Annotated in this window: 16 protein-coding genes and 1 riboswitch; of the genes, 2 read left to right on the forward strand and 14 right to left on the reverse strand. The window is 48.8% G+C overall.

Annotation, left to right across the window (positions count from 1 at the left end; all coding sequences use genetic code 11):
- Positions 1-24: 24 nt before the first annotated feature.
- From DW743_RS09770 to DW743_RS09825, 12 genes are all read right to left on the reverse strand, one after another.
- Positions 25-798 (reverse strand): histidinol-phosphatase, encoded by a 774-nt coding sequence (locus DW743_RS09770; protein ID WP_055217914.1) that lies wholly within the window; start codon positions 796-798, stop codon positions 25-27.
- A 27-nt stretch (positions 799-825) separates the two neighbouring features.
- Positions 826-1,683, reverse strand: a complete 858-nt coding sequence (locus DW743_RS09775) for a transporter substrate-binding domain-containing protein (protein ID WP_055217916.1) — start codon at positions 1,681-1,683, stop codon at positions 826-828.
- A 122-nt stretch (positions 1,684-1,805) separates the two neighbouring features.
- The gene (locus tag DW743_RS18135) at positions 1,806-2,549 is read right to left on the reverse strand and encodes an amino acid ABC transporter ATP-binding protein (protein WP_055267879.1); all 744 of its coding nucleotides are present in this window, start codon (positions 2,547-2,549) and stop codon (positions 1,806-1,808) included.
- A 3-nt stretch (positions 2,550-2,552) separates the two neighbouring features.
- The gene (locus DW743_RS18140; protein ID WP_022462789.1) at positions 2,553-3,227 is read right to left on the reverse strand and encodes an amino acid ABC transporter permease; all 675 of its coding nucleotides are present in this window, start codon (positions 3,225-3,227) and stop codon (positions 2,553-2,555) included.
- A 207-nt stretch (positions 3,228-3,434) separates the two neighbouring features.
- Positions 3,435-4,736: a phosphopyruvate hydratase gene (gene eno, locus DW743_RS09790; protein ID WP_055217920.1), complete on the reverse strand. Its 1,302-nt coding sequence runs from the start codon at positions 4,734-4,736 to the stop codon at positions 3,435-3,437.
- Positions 4,737-4,933: 197 nt separating this feature from the next.
- On the reverse strand, positions 4,934-5,362 hold the full coding sequence (gene sufU / locus DW743_RS09795) for a Fe-S cluster assembly sulfur transfer protein SufU (RefSeq protein ID WP_055217922.1): 429 nt from the start codon (positions 5,360-5,362) through the stop codon (positions 4,934-4,936).
- Positions 5,352-6,569: an aminotransferase class V-fold PLP-dependent enzyme gene (locus DW743_RS09800; RefSeq protein WP_117761485.1), complete on the reverse strand. Its 1,218-nt coding sequence runs from the start codon at positions 6,567-6,569 to the stop codon at positions 5,352-5,354. The genes sufU and DW743_RS09800 overlap by 11 nt, the downstream gene beginning before the upstream one ends.
- Positions 6,556-7,614 (reverse strand): SufB/SufD family protein, encoded by a 1,059-nt coding sequence (locus DW743_RS09805; protein ID WP_117761484.1) that lies wholly within the window; start codon positions 7,612-7,614, stop codon positions 6,556-6,558. Before DW743_RS09805 ends, DW743_RS09800 begins: the two co-directional genes overlap by 14 nt.
- A gap of 13 nt (positions 7,615-7,627) precedes the next feature.
- Positions 7,628-9,034 (reverse strand): Fe-S cluster assembly protein SufB, encoded by a 1,407-nt coding sequence (gene sufB, locus DW743_RS09810; protein WP_117761483.1) that lies wholly within the window; start codon positions 9,032-9,034, stop codon positions 7,628-7,630.
- Between the two features lie 30 nt (positions 9,035-9,064).
- Positions 9,065-9,817: a Fe-S cluster assembly ATPase SufC gene (sufC, locus tag DW743_RS09815; protein WP_055217927.1), complete on the reverse strand. Its 753-nt coding sequence runs from the start codon at positions 9,815-9,817 to the stop codon at positions 9,065-9,067.
- Between the two features lie 175 nt (positions 9,818-9,992).
- Positions 9,993-11,315: a sodium-dependent transporter gene (locus DW743_RS09820; protein WP_055217929.1), complete on the reverse strand. Its 1,323-nt coding sequence runs from the start codon at positions 11,313-11,315 to the stop codon at positions 9,993-9,995.
- A gap of 88 nt (positions 11,316-11,403) precedes the next feature.
- Positions 11,404-12,243, reverse strand: coding sequence for a helix-turn-helix domain-containing protein (locus DW743_RS09825; RefSeq protein ID WP_117761482.1), 840 nt, complete (start codon positions 12,241-12,243; stop codon positions 11,404-11,406).
- A gap of 231 nt (positions 12,244-12,474) precedes the next feature.
- Between DW743_RS09825 and arfA the strand changes: the two genes are divergently transcribed.
- A complete protein-coding gene (arfA, locus tag DW743_RS09830) occupies positions 12,475-13,974 on the forward strand; it encodes an arabinosylfuranosidase ArfA (RefSeq protein WP_117761481.1) in 1,500 nt (499 codons plus the stop codon).
- Positions 13,975-14,054: 80 nt separating this feature from the next.
- Positions 14,055-15,011: a glycoside hydrolase family 43 protein gene (locus tag DW743_RS09835; RefSeq protein WP_117761480.1), complete on the forward strand. Its 957-nt coding sequence runs from the start codon at positions 14,055-14,057 to the stop codon at positions 15,009-15,011.
- A gap of 192 nt (positions 15,012-15,203) precedes the next feature.
- Here DW743_RS09835 and DW743_RS09845 read toward each other — a convergent pair whose 3' ends face one another.
- Positions 15,204-15,806, reverse strand: a complete 603-nt coding sequence (locus DW743_RS09845; RefSeq protein ID WP_022461732.1) for a folate family ECF transporter S component — start codon at positions 15,804-15,806, stop codon at positions 15,204-15,206.
- 66 nt (positions 15,807-15,872) lie between these two features.
- Positions 15,873-15,972: riboswitch (THF riboswitch) on the reverse strand.
- 100 nt (positions 15,973-16,072) lie between these two features.
- Positions 16,073-16,282 carry a DUF6198 family protein gene (locus DW743_RS09850; protein WP_117761479.1) on the reverse strand — a complete coding sequence of 70 codons (210 nt, stop codon included), beginning with the start codon at positions 16,280-16,282 and terminating at the stop codon, positions 16,073-16,075.
- Positions 16,283-16,479 lie beyond the last annotated feature (197 nt).

The following is a 16,479-nucleotide window of genomic DNA, read 5'->3' on the forward strand; positions in this document are numbered from 1 at the left end:
AAAGAACAGCTTTTTCTGCTTCTGTTAAAATGTCTTCGGCATCGGAACGGTTTCCTGTACTTTCAGACCGTATTTTGCTGCCAGCTGCAGTGCCTTCTGTTCCGTCTCCGGATTCCAGACGGCTTTCGGCGTATGGGCATCACAGCCGAAAACGGCGGTGTTTCCTTCTTCGCCGGCGATCTTCCAGAACTTCTCGTTCGGATACCATCTTTCTTCCATCAGACCAAGGAAATTGATCTCCAGCGGAATGTTTCTCTTTTTCACCTCACGGCAGAGTCTCCGGTATTCCCGGTCGAACACTGCTTCGTCGCCGTTGAATAAAAAGAGATCCGGGTGTGCCAGATACAGGTATTTTCCGGTATCGATGCCTGCCAGGCACTGGTCCACATACTGTTTCAGGTAGCTTCCGTCTGTTGTTCCATGGCCGCTGTAGAGAATCTTTTCGATCTCATTTCCCAGGCTGTGCTGGCCAAGCACAAAGTACTCAAACGGATAGTCCGACAAAAAATCAATCAGCTGATCCCAGAATCTCGGGAAATACTCTGTTTCGAGTCCGAGATGGATTTCAATATCCTTGTCATACTCTTTTTTCAATGCCAGCACGGTGTCTACATAGCCTTCCACCTGATCGAGCCGCATCCGCATGCCGGAATCGTAGCCGTCCGGGAACGGATAAGGCGAATGGTCGGAAAAACCGAGAATTTTAAGGCCGCCCTCAATCGCGCGCTCCACATACTCCCGCTCCGTTCCGTCCGCATGGCGGCACCGCCATGTATGGGTATGATAATTTGCAATCATGATCTGTAACCTTCTTTATTTTGTATCTTATTCTGCTGCTTCTTTGGAGATATCCGTTCCAAAATATTTTTCCGAAAGCTCTGTCAGTGTTCCTTCTTCTGCGAGCTCGCCAAGTGCTTTGTTGACTGCCTCAAGCAGCGTCTTGGTCTCATCGCCTTTTTTCATCGGAATACCGACTTTTGTGGATTCCGGATCGAGACATGCAATTTTGATCTCTGCATCCGGGTGTGCTTTCATATAATCGTAATACGTTACCTCTGCGTTCAGAGTTGCATCGATACGGCCGCTTAAGAGAAGCTCGAAAGTCTGCTCCAGATCGTCAACACCGGTAACGGCTGCGCCATATTTCTCGGCAACTTCTGCATACGTACTGGAAATGGTGTTCGCGGTGCTCTTTCCGTCGAGATCCTCCATGGACTGGATTTCATCGTTAGCAGAGTTTACGATAACAGCGGTGCGGTTGTATGCGTATGGATCGGAAAAGCTGTATTTCTCAGCGCGCTCCTCTGTGATATCTACGCCGTTTACCATGATATCGTACCGGCCGGAATCGATTCCTGCAAGAAGGCCGTCCCACTCACCCTCTACAAAGGTTGCTTTCACGCCGAGTTTCTCTGCGATCTGCTGTGCCACTTCTACGTCATAGCCGACCAGGTTGTCGTCCTCATCGTGATACGTCCACGGTGCCCAGGTTCCTTCCATTGCCACAACGATCTCACCCTTGCTCTGGATCTGCTCTAAAAGATCCCCAGACGCACTTGCAGAAGATGCTGATGAAGAGGAAGAAGCACTGCTGTTATCTGCCGTGCTGTTTCCGCATCCGGTCAGTAAAAAGGATGATGTCAGGATACCTGCCAGAAATACTGCTGCCATTTTCTTTTTCATAATATTCGCCACTCCTTTTTTGTTTTGTTCTGGAAGAAGCTGCCTTTGCTTCTTCTGTTTTCTTTATTGCAAACTGTCCGGATTCCGTGCTCCGGGCAGGATTTGCCGCTTTGCGGGATACCTTACTCGTAATGCTGTTCAATATTCTGCAAAAATGTTCTCGTCCGCTCTTCCCGCGGATTTGCGAAAAATTCCTTCGACGGACCTTCCTCAACGACAACGCCGTTTTCCATAAAGACAACTTTGTTCGAAACGTTTCTTGCAAAGCCCATCTCATGCGTGACAACGAGCATTGTCATTCCCTCTTTGGCAAGCTGGCGCATAACACCAAGCACCTCGCCGGTCAGCTCCGGGTCGAGTGCTGAGGTCGGCTCATCAAAATAGATAATTTCCGGATCGGTTGCCAGTGCACGGGCGATTGCCACCCTCTGCTGCTGTCCGCCGGAAAGCTGATGCGGATAGTAGTCCGCACGGTCCAGCATGCCTACTTTTTCAAGCGCTGCACGCGCTTTTTCCTCCGCCCTGGTTTTTGGCATTTTTCTGCCGATGATCAGGCCCTCGGTTACGTTATGAAGGGCTGTTTTGTTCAGGAACAGGTTATAGTTCTGAAATACAAATGCGGTTTTCTGACGGATCGCCGCGATATCTTTTTTGCTGATGTTGTGGAACGGATATTCTTTCCCGTCAAAGATCAGGCTGCCGCCGTCCGCATGCTCCAGAAAGTTGACACAGCGCAGCATCGTCGTTTTTCCCGAACCACTCGGACCGAGGATTGCAACAACATCGCCCTGTTTTACTTTTAAATCTACACCTTTTAATACTTCCAGGCTGCCGAACGCTTTCTTTAATCCTTTAATTTCCAGCATGGCTTATTCCCCTTTTTTCTGATATGTACTCAGTTTCTTCTCTCCGATTCCCTGCAGCTTCGTGAGCACAGTGGAGAACAGCAGGTAGATCAGTCCTACTTCAATATACAGTGCCAGCGGCTCATGGGTGCGCGCTACAATCCGCTGCGTTACCATAAACATCTCCGTTACGGTGATATTTGCGGCAAGGGAAGTATCCTTTACCATGGCGATCAGAGAGTTGGAAAGCGGCGGGAAAGCGGTGCGCATCGCCTGCGGAAGGATAATTCTCCGCATGATCTGCAGATACGACATGCCGACACAGTAGCCGGCTTCGAGCTGGCCTGCCGGAACGGCTTCCAGGGCCGCACGCATCGTCTCGGCACTGTAGGCGCCCTCATTCAGGGAAAAGACGAGAACTGCCGCCGGAAACGGATCGATCAGAATACCGGCGCGCGGAAGTCCGTAAAACACAACGAAAAGCTGGACCAGAAGCGGGGTTCCGCGGAAAATCCAGATATAGAAACGTGCAATCTGACGAAGGCCTTTGATGTTTGCAAACTGTACCATAGCCATTGCCGTCGCAATTACAAGTGCAATGGAAAACGAGATTACAGTAAGCGGAATCGTCACCTTAAGGCCCGGCAGAAAGATTTTCCAGAAAGAATCCAGAAGAATATTCCATAATCTTTCGCTCATTTCGATATATCCCCCTTATTTTTACATTTTCCTAGATAGGATAACACTTCAAGTCCGCTTCAAGTCAAGTGTTTTTTCATATACCCCTCCCCCGCATGCAAGAATCCCCGGGAAACACGTTTTTCAACGGCCCCGGGGACACTTATTTATGGTTGGTTTTAAGAGGAAGGATCTTGTCTTTTTTTATGGTATTATGTTATTTACTGCTTAGTCCTGTGTCACATTAAATGCTCTTGCACCAGGGTATACAGCGGCCGTTCCAAGTTCTTCTTCGATTCGGAGAAGCTGGTTGTATTTTGCAACACGCTCGGTACGGCTCGGTGCACCGGTCTTGATCTGGCAGGTGTTCAGGGCAACAGCCAGGTCTGCGATGGTGGTATCCTCGGTCTCACCGGAACGGTGGGAGGAAATTGCGGTGTAGCCTGCTTTGTGAGCCATTTTGATTGCCTCAAGGGTCTCAGATACAGAACCGATCTGGTTCAGTTTGATCAGGATGGAATTTCCGCAGCCAAGGGAGATACCTTTTGCCAGACGCTCAGTATTGGTTACAAACAGGTCGTCACCGACAAGCTGTACTTTTCCGCCAAGCTCTGCGGTCAGCTCTTTCCAGCCTTCCCAGTCTTCTTCATCCAGAGCATCCTCGATGGAGATGATCGGATATTTCTCTACCAGTGCTTTCCAGTGAGCGATCAGCTCTTTGGAAGTAAATACAGTGCCGGCTTTCGGCAGTTTGTATTCACCCTTGGTTCCTGTCTTCCACTCGGAGGAAGCAGCATCCATCGCGATCTTGAAGTCTCTGCCTGGCTCGTAGCCTGCTTTTTTCACTGCCTCAAGAATGGTCTCGATGGCTTCTTCATCGGATTTCAGAGCCGGTGCAAAACCGCCTTCATCTCCAACCGATGTTGCCAGTCCGCGCTCTTTTAAGATGGCAGCCAGTGCATGGAAGACCTCAGCGCACCATCTTAAGCACTCTTTGAAAGAAGATGCTCCAACCGGCATGATCATGAACTCCTGTACATCCAGGCCGGAAGAAAGTGCGTGGCATCCGCCGTTGATGATGTTCATCATCGGAACCGGCAGACGATTTCCGGAAACGCCGCCGAAGAAGCGGTACAGCGGAATCTCAAGTGCGTTTGCTGCTGCTCTTGCGCAGGCAATGGATACAGCCAGAATGGCGTTTGCACCCAGGCGGGATTTATCCTTTGTTCCGTCCGCATCGATCATAGCTTTATCTACAGCGTAGGTATCGGATGCATCCATACCTTTTAAGGTATCGTTGATGACGGTGTTGATGTTTTCTACTGCTTTCTGCACACCTTTTCCAAGGTATCTTGCTTTATCTCCATCTCGTAATTCCAGTGCCTCAAACTCACCGGTAGATGCGCCGCTTGGTGCCATGCCGCGTCCTACAACGCCTCCTGCAAGAACAACCTCAGCTTCTACGGTTGGGTTTCCTCTGGAATCCAGAATTTCTCTTCCTTTTACTTCCTCAATTTTCAGGCTCTTCACTTTTCGTGTGCTCCTTTCTCGTTTGTTTCTGGAGTTTCCCGCCTGCGAAGTGTCCAGGATCCGCAGACGGGAGATAACAATGATTGATTCACTTTGGTTAGCCTTTACTAACTATAATTCATTATAACTAATTTTTTAAAAATTGCAAGTGGGTAAAGTGATACTTTTTCTCAGAAATGCAAAAAGTTTTTCTGTTCTTATTTTTCCTGTTTAAATGCCTCTTCCAGCGTATGCCATCCAAGCACTGCACATTTCACTCTTGCCGGCATGTGGGAGATGTCCTTCAGTGCACCAGCCTCCTCGAGTTCGTCAATCTCCTCGTCGGATGCTTCTCCTTTGATCATGCGCAGAAACAGATTTCCCAGGCGCAGTGCCTCGTCCTTCGTCTTTCCGATGATCATGCCGAGCATAATGTCCGCCGATGCCTGCGAAATCGCACAGCCGTCGCCCACGAACGCACCGTCCGTGATCACATCGCCGTCGACTTTTAATTTCAGCCAGATATCATCGCCGCAGCTTGGGTTGACGCCCTCGAGTACGATGTCCGCATCCGGCAGATCATGCTTGAATTCCGGACGCAGATTGTGCTCCGTCAAAATTTCGTTATAAAATCCTCTACTCTCCATAGCCCATTCTCCTTCTGATTGTGGATACACTTTCGATCAGTGCATCAATCTCTTCCGGTGTATTATAAAACATCATGCTGGCTCTTGTCGAACTTCGGACGCCAAGATATTCCAGAAGCGGCTGTGCACAGTGGTGGCCTGCCCGCACATCGATGCCGTCAGAAGAAAGAATTTCGCTCACATCGTGCGGATGCACGCCGTCAATCGTAAACGAAACGATGCCCGTGTGGTTGGCCGGATCTTTGGAACCGAGGATATGAACGTACGGCAGCGCGCCGAGTCCTTCCATAGCACGTTGCGTCAGTTCCAGCTCTTTTTTCTGGATATAATCAAATCCTTTTTCCTGCAGATACCGGATCGCTGCGGCCAGCCCCACCGCACCGGCTGCATTTACCGTTCCCGCCTCAAATTTCTGCGGAACCGGTGCAAAAACGGCTCCGTCGCGGTAAACGGAATCGATCATCTCGCCTCCGGTTAAAAACGGCGGCATTTTTTCCAGCAGTTCCCGTTTTCCATACAGACAGCCGATTCCCATCGGGCCCATCAGCTTATGGCCGGAAAAGGCGAGAAAATCTGCATCCAGCGCCTGTACGTCGACCGGCATATGCGGAACGCTCTGGGCGCCGTCCACAACGACAACGGCTCCCACGCGGTGCGCCATCTCCGTGATTTTCTGGATCGGATTCACGCAGCCGAGCACATTCGATACCTGCGCAACAGCCACAAGACGTGTTCTCTCATTAATGCCCTTTTGGAGCTCCTCATCGGTCAGCTCGCCCTCACTGGTACATTCCAGATAATGGAGCTTTGCCCCAGTCATACGCGACACCATCTGCCACGGAAGCAGATTGCTGTGATGCTCCATGATTGTTACAGCGATCTCGTCGCCTTCCTTTAAAAAGTTCAGGCCATAGCTGTATGCCACAAGGTTCAGGCTTTCCGTTGTATTCCGGGTAAAAATAATCTCCTCCGGCTCTTCTGCATGAATAAACTCCTGTACGGTCTTTCTTGCCTCCTGATAGCTCTCCGTCGCCTCCAGGCTTAAAGGATAGAATCCTCGCAGAGGATTTGCATTTTTCTGTTCGTAAAATTCCTGTACTGCAACAAGAACGCATGACGGGCGCTGTGCCGTCGCCGCGTTGTCCAGATAGATCGTGTCCATTTGCTGCAGAAGCGGGAAATTTTTTCTGATGTTATCTGTTGTCACGGTCAAGCACCTCCGCAAGCTGTGTTTTTACTTTCTGTTCGATGTCCGCATCGCCGATCTTCTGGATTTTTGCTTCCAGTTTCGCCCGCGCCATCGTATTTTCTGCCTGTGTACGGTCCATGCCGCGCGCACCGAAGTAAAACAGTGTCTCTTCATCGAGTTCTCCGATTGCCGCGCCGTGGCTTCCCTGTACGTTTTCCTCTGCACAGAGGATCACAGGAATCGTCTTGTTGACTACATCATCGCCGAGCAGCAATACCTGTTCTGTCTCTGCTCCGACGGAATCTGCCGAACCGCGCACAAAGTCGATTGTGCCGCGGAAGATCTTTTCCGCCGCATCCATCAGCGTTCCGTCTGCCTGGATCGTGCTCTCGGTTACTTTTCCGAAGTGGCGCACATTCAGATTGACATCAAATTTCTGCTGATTCTGCAGAAGATAGCCGATTTCTGCCTGCAGTGATGCGTGATCCTTCTGCAGTTCGGTCCAGATACCGTCATAGACATCGCCTTTTCCGACAACGACCTGTAAAAGATCCAGTGCACCATTTTCCTCGCAGATGCATCCGACATCATTTAAAAGCTCCTGTCCCTCACCGCGCATCATCACCTGCACGAGCCGGATGCGGCTGTCTTTTTTCGCGTAAAGTTCTGTCCGCACCGCGAGCTGTCCCGCTGCCTGTGCCGGTTCAAATACCTCGAAAACGGTAAGGGAAGCTCCCTCTTCTGCCACCGCGCGGATCTTTCCGGATGAAACCGTCTCTTTTCCCTGTCCGATGGAAAGCGTGACCTGTTTCGTCTGCCCCTCCTTTGCAGAGACATTCCAGTTTTTCGTCTGCTCCGGTGCAAAAAGGACATCCGTCTCTTTTCCTGCCCCGGTATTCATAGCTTCCGGAAAACCCGTTATCTCATCATCCGCAGACGGCTCTTCCGCGCAGATTTCACACGGCGCACCCGCCGCCCATTTTACTTTTGTATCATTTAATCCCAGCCAGTACCATGTTTTCGATGGAAGCTGGTTGATTTTCATGCTGTTCTGTTCTTCCATGTGTCTGGCCTCCTTATCCAATGCTGCCCTTCATCTCGAGGCGGATCAGATTGTTCATCTCCACCGCGTACTCCAGCGGCAGTTCTTTTGAAACATCATCCGCGAATCCGCTGACGATGCACGCTCTCGCATCCTCTTCCGTCATGCCGCGCGACATCAGATAAAAGACGGCTTCATCGCTGATGCTTCCGATCTGTGCTTCATGGCCGATGTTCGCATCTTTTGTACGGATATCCATCGCCGGAATCGTGTCCGACCGGGAGATATCATCGAGCATCAGAGACTGGCAGGAAACGGCTGATTTCGTGTTCTTTGCCGCTTTTGTTACAGAGACTGACGAACGGAAGGTGCTGATGCCGCCGTCCTTCGAGATCGATTTCGTGTTAATATAGGAACTCGTATCCGGCGCGCTGTGGACAACCTTCGCTCCGGTATCGAGATTCTGGCCCTTACCGGCAAACGTGATGCCGGTAAATTCCATCTTTGCGCCTCTTCCTTTCAGCACGCTCATCGGGTACAGGTAGGAAACGTGGGAGCCGAATGAACCGGAAACCCACTCGATTTTTCCGCCCTCCTCGACCTGCGCGCGCTTCGTGTTCAGGTTGTACATATTCTTCGACCAGTTTTCAATCGTAGAATAACGGAGTCTTGCATTCTTTCCGACAAACAGCTCCACACATCCGGCATGGAGGTTGGCCACATTGTATTTCGGTGCGGAACAGCCCTCGATAAAGTGAAGGTCCGCGTCCTCATCGACAATAATCAGCGTATGCTCGAACTGGCCTGCGCCCGGCGCATTCAGGCGGAAATACGACTGCAGCGGGATTTCCACGGAAACCCCCTTCGGCACATAGACAAACGAACCGCCGGACCAGACGGCTCCGTGCAGTGCGGCAAATTTGTGGTCGGTCGGTTTCACCAGTTTCATAAAGTGTTTCCGCACCATATCCGCGTACTCACCATGCAGCGCACTCTCCATATCGGTATAGACAACACCCTGCGCCGCAACTTCCGCGCGGACGTTGTGATAGACCAGCTCCGAATCATACTGTGCGCCCACGCCGGCGAGTGATTTCCGCTCTGCCTGCGGGATGCCAAGACGCTCAAACGTATTTTTGATGTCATCCGGCACATCGGACCACTTTGCTTTCATTTTCGTATTCGGGCGGACATACGTTACGATGTCATCCATGTTCAGACCCTCAATCGACGGACCCCAATCCGGAATCGGCATCTGGTTGTAGATCTGTAAAGAACGCAGACGGAACAGCTGCATCCAGGCAGGGTCTTTCTTCTCATCCGAAATTTTCTGTACAATTTCCGGCGTCAGGCCGGCTTTTACTTTATAGGCATCCTTTTCATCGTCTTTGAAATCATAGATGCTTCGGTCAATATCCTCTACATAACTTTTTTCTCTCACAGCGTTTTCATCCTTTCTGTACCTTCGGTTTTACGCCAGTGACTTTTCGTATTTTCCAAATCCGTCCCGGTTGATCTCCTCTACAAGAGATGCATCGCCGGTTTTGACGATTTCACCTTCCACCATGATGTGGGTCTGATCCACCATCAGTGATTCCAGAATCTTCGTGCTGTGCGTGATGATCAGAAGACTTCCTCCGCATTTTCTGCGGTATGCCTCAATTCCGGCAGAAACGGTGCGGACCGCATCGACATCCAGGCCGGAGTCGGTCTCATCGAGAATGGTAAGGGACGGCTCGAGCATCAGAAGCTGCAAGATCTCGGCTTTCTTTTTCTCACCGCCGGAAAATCCGACATTCAGATCACGGTCTGCATACGACGGATCCATCTGCAGAACTTCCATTGCTTTTTCCAGTTCTTTCCGGAACTCAAACAGACGCATCCGTTTGCCGGTCTTTAACTCGACGGCGCTGCGGATAAAAGAGCTTAAGGTTACGCCAGGCACCTCAAGCGGATTCTGAAACGAGAGAAACAGTCCCATTTTGGCGCGTTCATTGACCGGCTCTTCTGTGATGTTCTTTCCCTGGAACCAGATTTCGCCGCGTGTCACGTTATATTTCGGATTGCCGAGCAGCGTATTGCCAAGCGTCGACTTTCCGGTACCATTCGGTCCAAGCAGCACATGCGTCTCCCCTTTTCCAATCGTAAGATTGACGCCGTGCAGGATCTCTTTTTCTTCTACATTTACCGTTAAATCTTTCACTGTTAAAAGATTTTTTCCCATATTGATATCCTCCTTATTTTGCTTCGAGGTTAAAATCTCTGTTTTCGCCTCCGATTGTAGATCTTTTTTCCGAGTATTTCAATCGGATTTATATATTTGAAAAATTTTATCAAAAAACGCACCTGCCGCCGGATTTTTTTTCCGCACGACAGGCGCGTTTTCTATCAACATCGTTTCAGCCGATTCCGCCCAGCACGATTCCGAGAATCAGAACCAGCACACAGATCGGCACGTAGATATATTTGCAGATCGGATAATACAGATCCGTGAATTTGCTGCTTCTTCCCTTGTCTACCTGGGACTGCACATACTTCTTTCCGCAGATCCAGAAGAACATGACTCCGGCAAGGCCGGCGCCGAGCGGGCAGATGTAGATCGACAGAACATCCATCCACTGGGATACAATGCCCTGGATCAGAAGAGATACGACCACACCGATAACCCCGATCACACCGCAGGCTGCTACTCTTCCGAGATGAAATTTTTCCTGTACCGTTGCAATCGGTGCTTCGTACAGGTTAATCAGAGAGGTAAGGCCGGCAAAAAAGACAGCGACAAAGAAAACGATTGCGATCAGCGCGCCACCCGGCATAGACTTTATCAAATTCGGAAGGAAAATGAACAGAAGTCCAGGTCCTCCTGTATTTAACTGTGCTCCCGTAGTTGCCATCGCCGGGATAATAACCAGCGCAGCAAGCATAGCAGCGAGCGTATCAAAAAATGCTACTCTTCCGGCGGCGGCCGGAATATTTTCTCCATCTGACAAATAGGAACCATAGATCAGTGTTCCGTTTCCGGCTACAGACAGGGAAAAGAATGCCTGACCAAGTGCAAAAATCCAGGTCTTCGGATCTGCAAGTGCTTTTGGTTCCACACGGAAAATATAACGGTATCCATCCGCTGCACCGGGCTGAAAGGCAACATAGATACCAAGTGCAACAAACAGGAGAAAGAAAACAGGCATCAGCACCTTATTGACCTTCTCAATTCCCTTACCAACACCAAATGCCAGAATGACCATCGCAACCACAAGAGCTACGATCTGCCAGAAATTGTTTCCAAACGCAGATGCCATGGATTCAAACGCTCCGGCAAAATCCTCTACGCTCACAGCTGACAGTGTCTTTCCGGTAAAGGTTCCGATCATGTACCTGAAAATCCACCCCATGACAACCGTATAACCGATCGCCATTGCCAGGGAACCCAGCACCGGAATCAGACCAAGCGCCTCTCCGGCTTTTCGTTTTCCTTTCGTTTCACATGCAAAACCGAACGCATCAACCGGACCGGATCTTGTGGCACGGCCAAAACTCATCTCCCCGCTCACACCGGTAAAGCCGATCAGTGCAACGAACAGGAAATACGGAATCAGAAAGGAACCTCCTCCGTACAAGGAAACCCGGGTAGGGAACATCCAGATGTTGCCCATTCCAACTGCAGAGCCGATGCAGGCCAGGATAAATCCCCACCGACTGTTAAATGACTCTCTCTTTTTCATACTGCTCTCCCTTTTTCTTACTTTTTCTGAAGATATCATGGCCAAAGTACCTTTTGACTCCAACATCTTCTGAATATTTTATCATAAGCTATTGGGAAAAGCTATAGCATTTCTCATCTTCCTGCAACTTCACTTTATATTTTATGCTTTTTCCGCCTTGCTGCTGCCATTCCCGCGGAGAACATCCGCAGTGGCGTTTGAAATAGCGGCTGAAATGAGACAGATTGGAAAAACCGCAGATTTCCGCGGTCTGTCCGATGGAAAGTGCCTGATTTGTCAAAAGATTTTTCGCCTTGTCGAGCCGTACTTCAATCAGATCGCTGTGCGGGGTGCTGCTGAAAAACTGTTTATAATAAGAATAAAACTGGCTTTTTTCCATATTGGCCATCTGGCAAAGCTTTTCTGTCGTCCAGCCTTTCTCATAATGGCTCAACATCTTAAGGCGCAGCTCCTGGAATTCCTGATACAGTCCGGCCGGCTCCTCTGCCGCTTTCTGGTACAGCCGCATACCGCGCGATGCCGTAATCATCATCTGACGAACCAGTGCTTCCTCATATTCCACTGCGTATGGATCTTTCACAATATATTCCCTCTGCAAAAGGCGAATCAGCTCATCAATTGCTTCCGTATTCTGTGGATAAAAAACAGCATTCTGCGGAATTCCATACGTTTCACCCAGATTCTTACCGCACCAGAAATGGACATAGCTGTTGCGAAACTTCTGAACAGCCTGATAATGCTGCTCGTGATCCGGCGTGTAAAAAAGGCAGGCATTTTCCTGTGCAATGAAAAACGCAGTTCTGTCATACACCTTCATCGGCGTTTTAAACAACAGAAACAGATAGTCCCCGCTGCCCTCCGGCCGATATATCGTCTCATAATCGGCGTTGGATCTATTATATTCACAAATATGAACTGAAAATTCCATTCTTCTCGTTTCCCCTTTTCTTTTCTTCTCCCTATTTTACCGCAAAACCGGAAAAAAAGTCAAATTTGCCGGACAAAAATCTCTGGTTTTTTTCTATCTTCCTGCTAAAATTGAAACTATCCAAAGCGAAAGCGAAACGGTGGAATAAAATCATAGACACGCCGGTGATCCTTTGTTTTTCTGGATCGTGTCTGAAAACGAACATTTCTTTTAACAGGAGGATTTTTAAGTATGAAAAAAGCAGAGATTATCATTGACAAATATTTTCTTACCGGAAAAGTTGACAAACGAATCTTCGGTTCCTTTATCGAGCACCTGGGACGCGCCGTTTACGAAGGCATCTATCAGGAAGGAAGTGCTCTCTCCGACGAGCAGGGCTTCCGAAAAGATACCCTGGATCTTGTCAAAGAGCTTCAGGTACCGATCGTCCGTTACCCGGGCGGAAACTTTGTCTCGGGCTATCACTGGGAAGACAGCGTAGGTCCGAAAGACAAACGGCCTGCAAAACCGGATCTTGCCTGGGGCGTGATTGAGACAAACGAATTCGGTCTGAATGAGTTTGCGGACTGGTCGAAAAAAGCCGGCAGTGACATCATGATGGCCGTCAATCTCGGAACCCGCGGACCGGAAGATGCAAAAAATGTGCTGGAGTACTGCAACTTCAAGGGCGGCACCTACTACAGTGATCTGAGAAAATCCCACGGTTACAAAGATCCACACAACATCAAACTCTGGTGCCTCGGCAACGAGATGGACGGACCGTGGCAGATGGGACATAAGACCGCTTCTGAGTACGGACGTATTGCAGCAGAGACTTCCCGTCTAATGAAATTCATGGATCCGACGATCGAAACTGTTGCCTGCGGAAGCTCCAATCTTACGATGCCAACCTTCGGTTCCTGGGAATATACGGTTCTGGACGAATGCTATGATGAGGTGGATTACCTTTCTTTACACCAGTACTACGGAAATTATGCAAATGATACTGTCGATTTCCTGGCAAGCTCCAAGGGCATGGATGATTTCATCTCCGGTGTAGTTGCGATCTGTGATGCAGTCAAAGCGAAAAAACACGGCAAAAAGCAGATTAACCTTTCCTTCGATGAGTGGAACGTATGGTATCACAGCAATGAGCAGGATCAGAAGCTGGAGAAATGGGTACGCGCACCGCATCAGCTTGAGGATGTTTACAACTTTGAGGATGCACTTCTCGTCGGAAGCATGCTGATCACACTCCTGCGCCACGCAGACCGTGTCAAGATTGCCTGCCTCGCACAGCTTGTCAACGTTATCGCTCCGATCATGACATCCGATACCGGTGCATGGCGTCAGACGATCTTCTATCCATACATGCATGCAAGCGTATACGGCCGCGGAACCGTCTTAAATACACAGGTTCTGACACCGGTTTACGAGAGCAAAACGTACGGCGAAGCTCCGTATCTCGATTCTGTCTGCATCTGGGATGAGGAAAACGATGCACTGACCATTTTTGCAGTCAATAAGAGCCTGGATGAGGATATGGAGGTTTCCTGCGATCTGCGTCAGTTCGAAGGATGCCGTCTGGCTGAGCACATCGTGCTGACAAACGACGATATGAAAGCGGTCAACACCGAAGCAGATCCGAACCACGTTACTCCGACCCATTCCGATGCCACCAAACTGGAGAATGGAAAAATGCACACCGTTCTTGGAAAACACAGCTGGAATGTGATCCGTCTTACAAAATAATGGAACCGTATAAGGTATGGCCTGAAAAACAGAACATCTGAATTTTTCATCCAAACATATGCATAAAGGAGTTTTATTTTATGGCACAGGCATATTTATTTGTTCATTTTCGGGAAAAAACAACACCGGACGGCGAACAGGTTTATTTCGGCATCAGCCGCGATGGTTTCCACTGGGAAGCTGTCAACGAAGGCGCTCCTGTTCTCTGGGCGTATTATGGAGATAAGGGTGTACGCGACTTTACTATCACTCACAGCATAGAAACCGGGAAATATTATATTTTCGCCACTGACCTGAGTCTTTCTTACGGTATGCGGAATCAGTATCACAATTCCTGGGATGAGATCGGCAGAAACGGCAGCAAGTATTTCTCCGTCTGGGAATCAGAGGATCTCGTAAACTGGAGCGACCAGCGTCTTGTAAAAATCGGTGATGATGACTTCGGCTGCCTCTGGGCACCGGATCTGATTTACGATAAAGAAAACGGTGAGTACGTTCTGCACTGGTCTTCTTCCCCTGCAGCAAACGATTACGGTCCCAAAAAAATCTATTACAGCACAACGAAGGATTTTGTTCATTTTTCAGCTCCGCAGGTTCTGTACGAAAAAGAGGACAGCGGCGTGATTGATTCGGCGATCTATGAAGAGAATGGGGTTTATTATCTTTTCGTAAAGAGTGAAAGCAATCCGGCGAAAATTATTCTGCTCCGCTCCGACCATGCGGCCGGCCCGTATGTGCGGATGGAAAGCTTCGATGAGAGCATGAAAGATGTAGAGAGCGGTCTCTATGAGGCTCCGACCGCAGTACAGCTTGATGACAGCAGATGGTGTCTGTTCCTTGACTACTACGGCGTTCCGGGTGCCGGCCAGGGATATGTGCCGTTTGTTGCAGACAGCCTTGCTTCCGGAAAATTTGTTCGTTCTGATGCTTCCTTCTCGTTCCCATACGGCTACAAGCATGGAACGATTCTTCCGATTACAGAGGAGGATTACGAGCGGATCAAAAACCATGACTGGTCAGATCACGGATATCAGTAAAATCGCTGTCCGCCTGATGGGATTTTCATACAAAAAGAACTGCGGCAGGCTTCCTTTTGGGGAAGTTCCTGCCGCAGTTCTTTTTCGCTTTTCTTTTCCGACAAAACCCATCCGCTTCCTTTTTGTTCTGGCGGACAGTACCTTTTCTGCAGATTGGTAAATGTATCGTTTTGATGGTGTCTGAATTTTTCTTTATCTCTGTGCCTGTGCAGCGGTTCTTGCATGGAACATGCGGAAGACGCCGGTCTGCTCGATCAACTTCGTCAGGCTATAGAAAATGATGGAATCGATCGGCCACATAATCAGGTTCTTTAAGGCACGTGCCGGAAGAAGCACCATGATTCCTTTTCCATACAGCATGCTGATCCACAGGGTGTTCAGCAGTACGTTGACAGTCAGCATAACGATGAACTTGGCTGCAAGCACACGTTTGATGGTCAGTTTTTTGCGATAGTAGAAGCATCCATACATAAAAGATGCCAGCATCGCATTAAAGGTGAATCCGAAGAAGAACGGGCCGCTCGGTTTCAGGAAATATTTTACGACATCAAGAATGCCGGAGAAAAGACATCCTGTCACTGGTCCGAACAGGTAATCGACAAGGCGGTTCGGGATTCCGGAAAATCCAATGCGGACATAAGGTCCGATATCAATCGATGCTACCTGGTTCAGAATCATCGCCAGCGCTGCGAACATGGCACAGGCTGCGAGGGTTGTGACTGCTTTCAGCTCTTTTGCTGACTGCAGAAACATGTTTTTTGTTTCTTTTGCTGTTTCATTTGCATTTTTCTGCATAAAAAATTACCTCCTTTACAGATATCTGACTACAATAGGAGATAATCTCTTGTCTCTATCTTCTGTTGCAGCGAGATGCAATTCATATACCGCAAGATTTTCTCTTTTCGTCTCCCTGGCTACTCTCTATCCCGGGAGCACTTTACGCATATGAACTTACTCTGCAGTTGTTTTTGTCCTGCTCATTATATAGTAAAATCCCCTTGATTTCAAGAGGATTTTACATTTTTTTCTAATTTTTTACGATCAAATATCAGCCCTGCATTTTACGGTCTTTCCGGTGATAAAACGGAGACAAACGCAAACTTTTTATCCAGCAGTTTTCCCATCAGCACAATACCTTTTCCCATCGTAAAAGCAGCTGCTACCGTTCCGATTCCAAGACCTTCGATTCTTCCAAGTCCGAAGAAGGTGAGCAATGCGGTTACCATAAGGCAGGTCACATCGAAGTCGATTTTAATTCTGGAATACGGCACTTTCGTGCAGACTTTTTCGACTTAAAGATTGACTCTATATTTGAAGAGGGCGAATGAAAATGATTAGGAACAAACGAAAGCAGATGAAACTCGAATTTTATCGGAAAATCTCAAAATTGCACATCCCAAAAACCCAGTATTTAAGCAATGTCATTAACTTTAGCAAAGAGCAGAAATCGTAAGCATTTATAAAACTA

The sequence above is a fragment of the Blautia sp. AM28-27 genome, from assembly GCF_003480905.1.
GTDB lineage: Bacteria > Bacillota > Clostridia > Lachnospirales > Lachnospiraceae > Fusicatenibacter > Fusicatenibacter saccharivorans.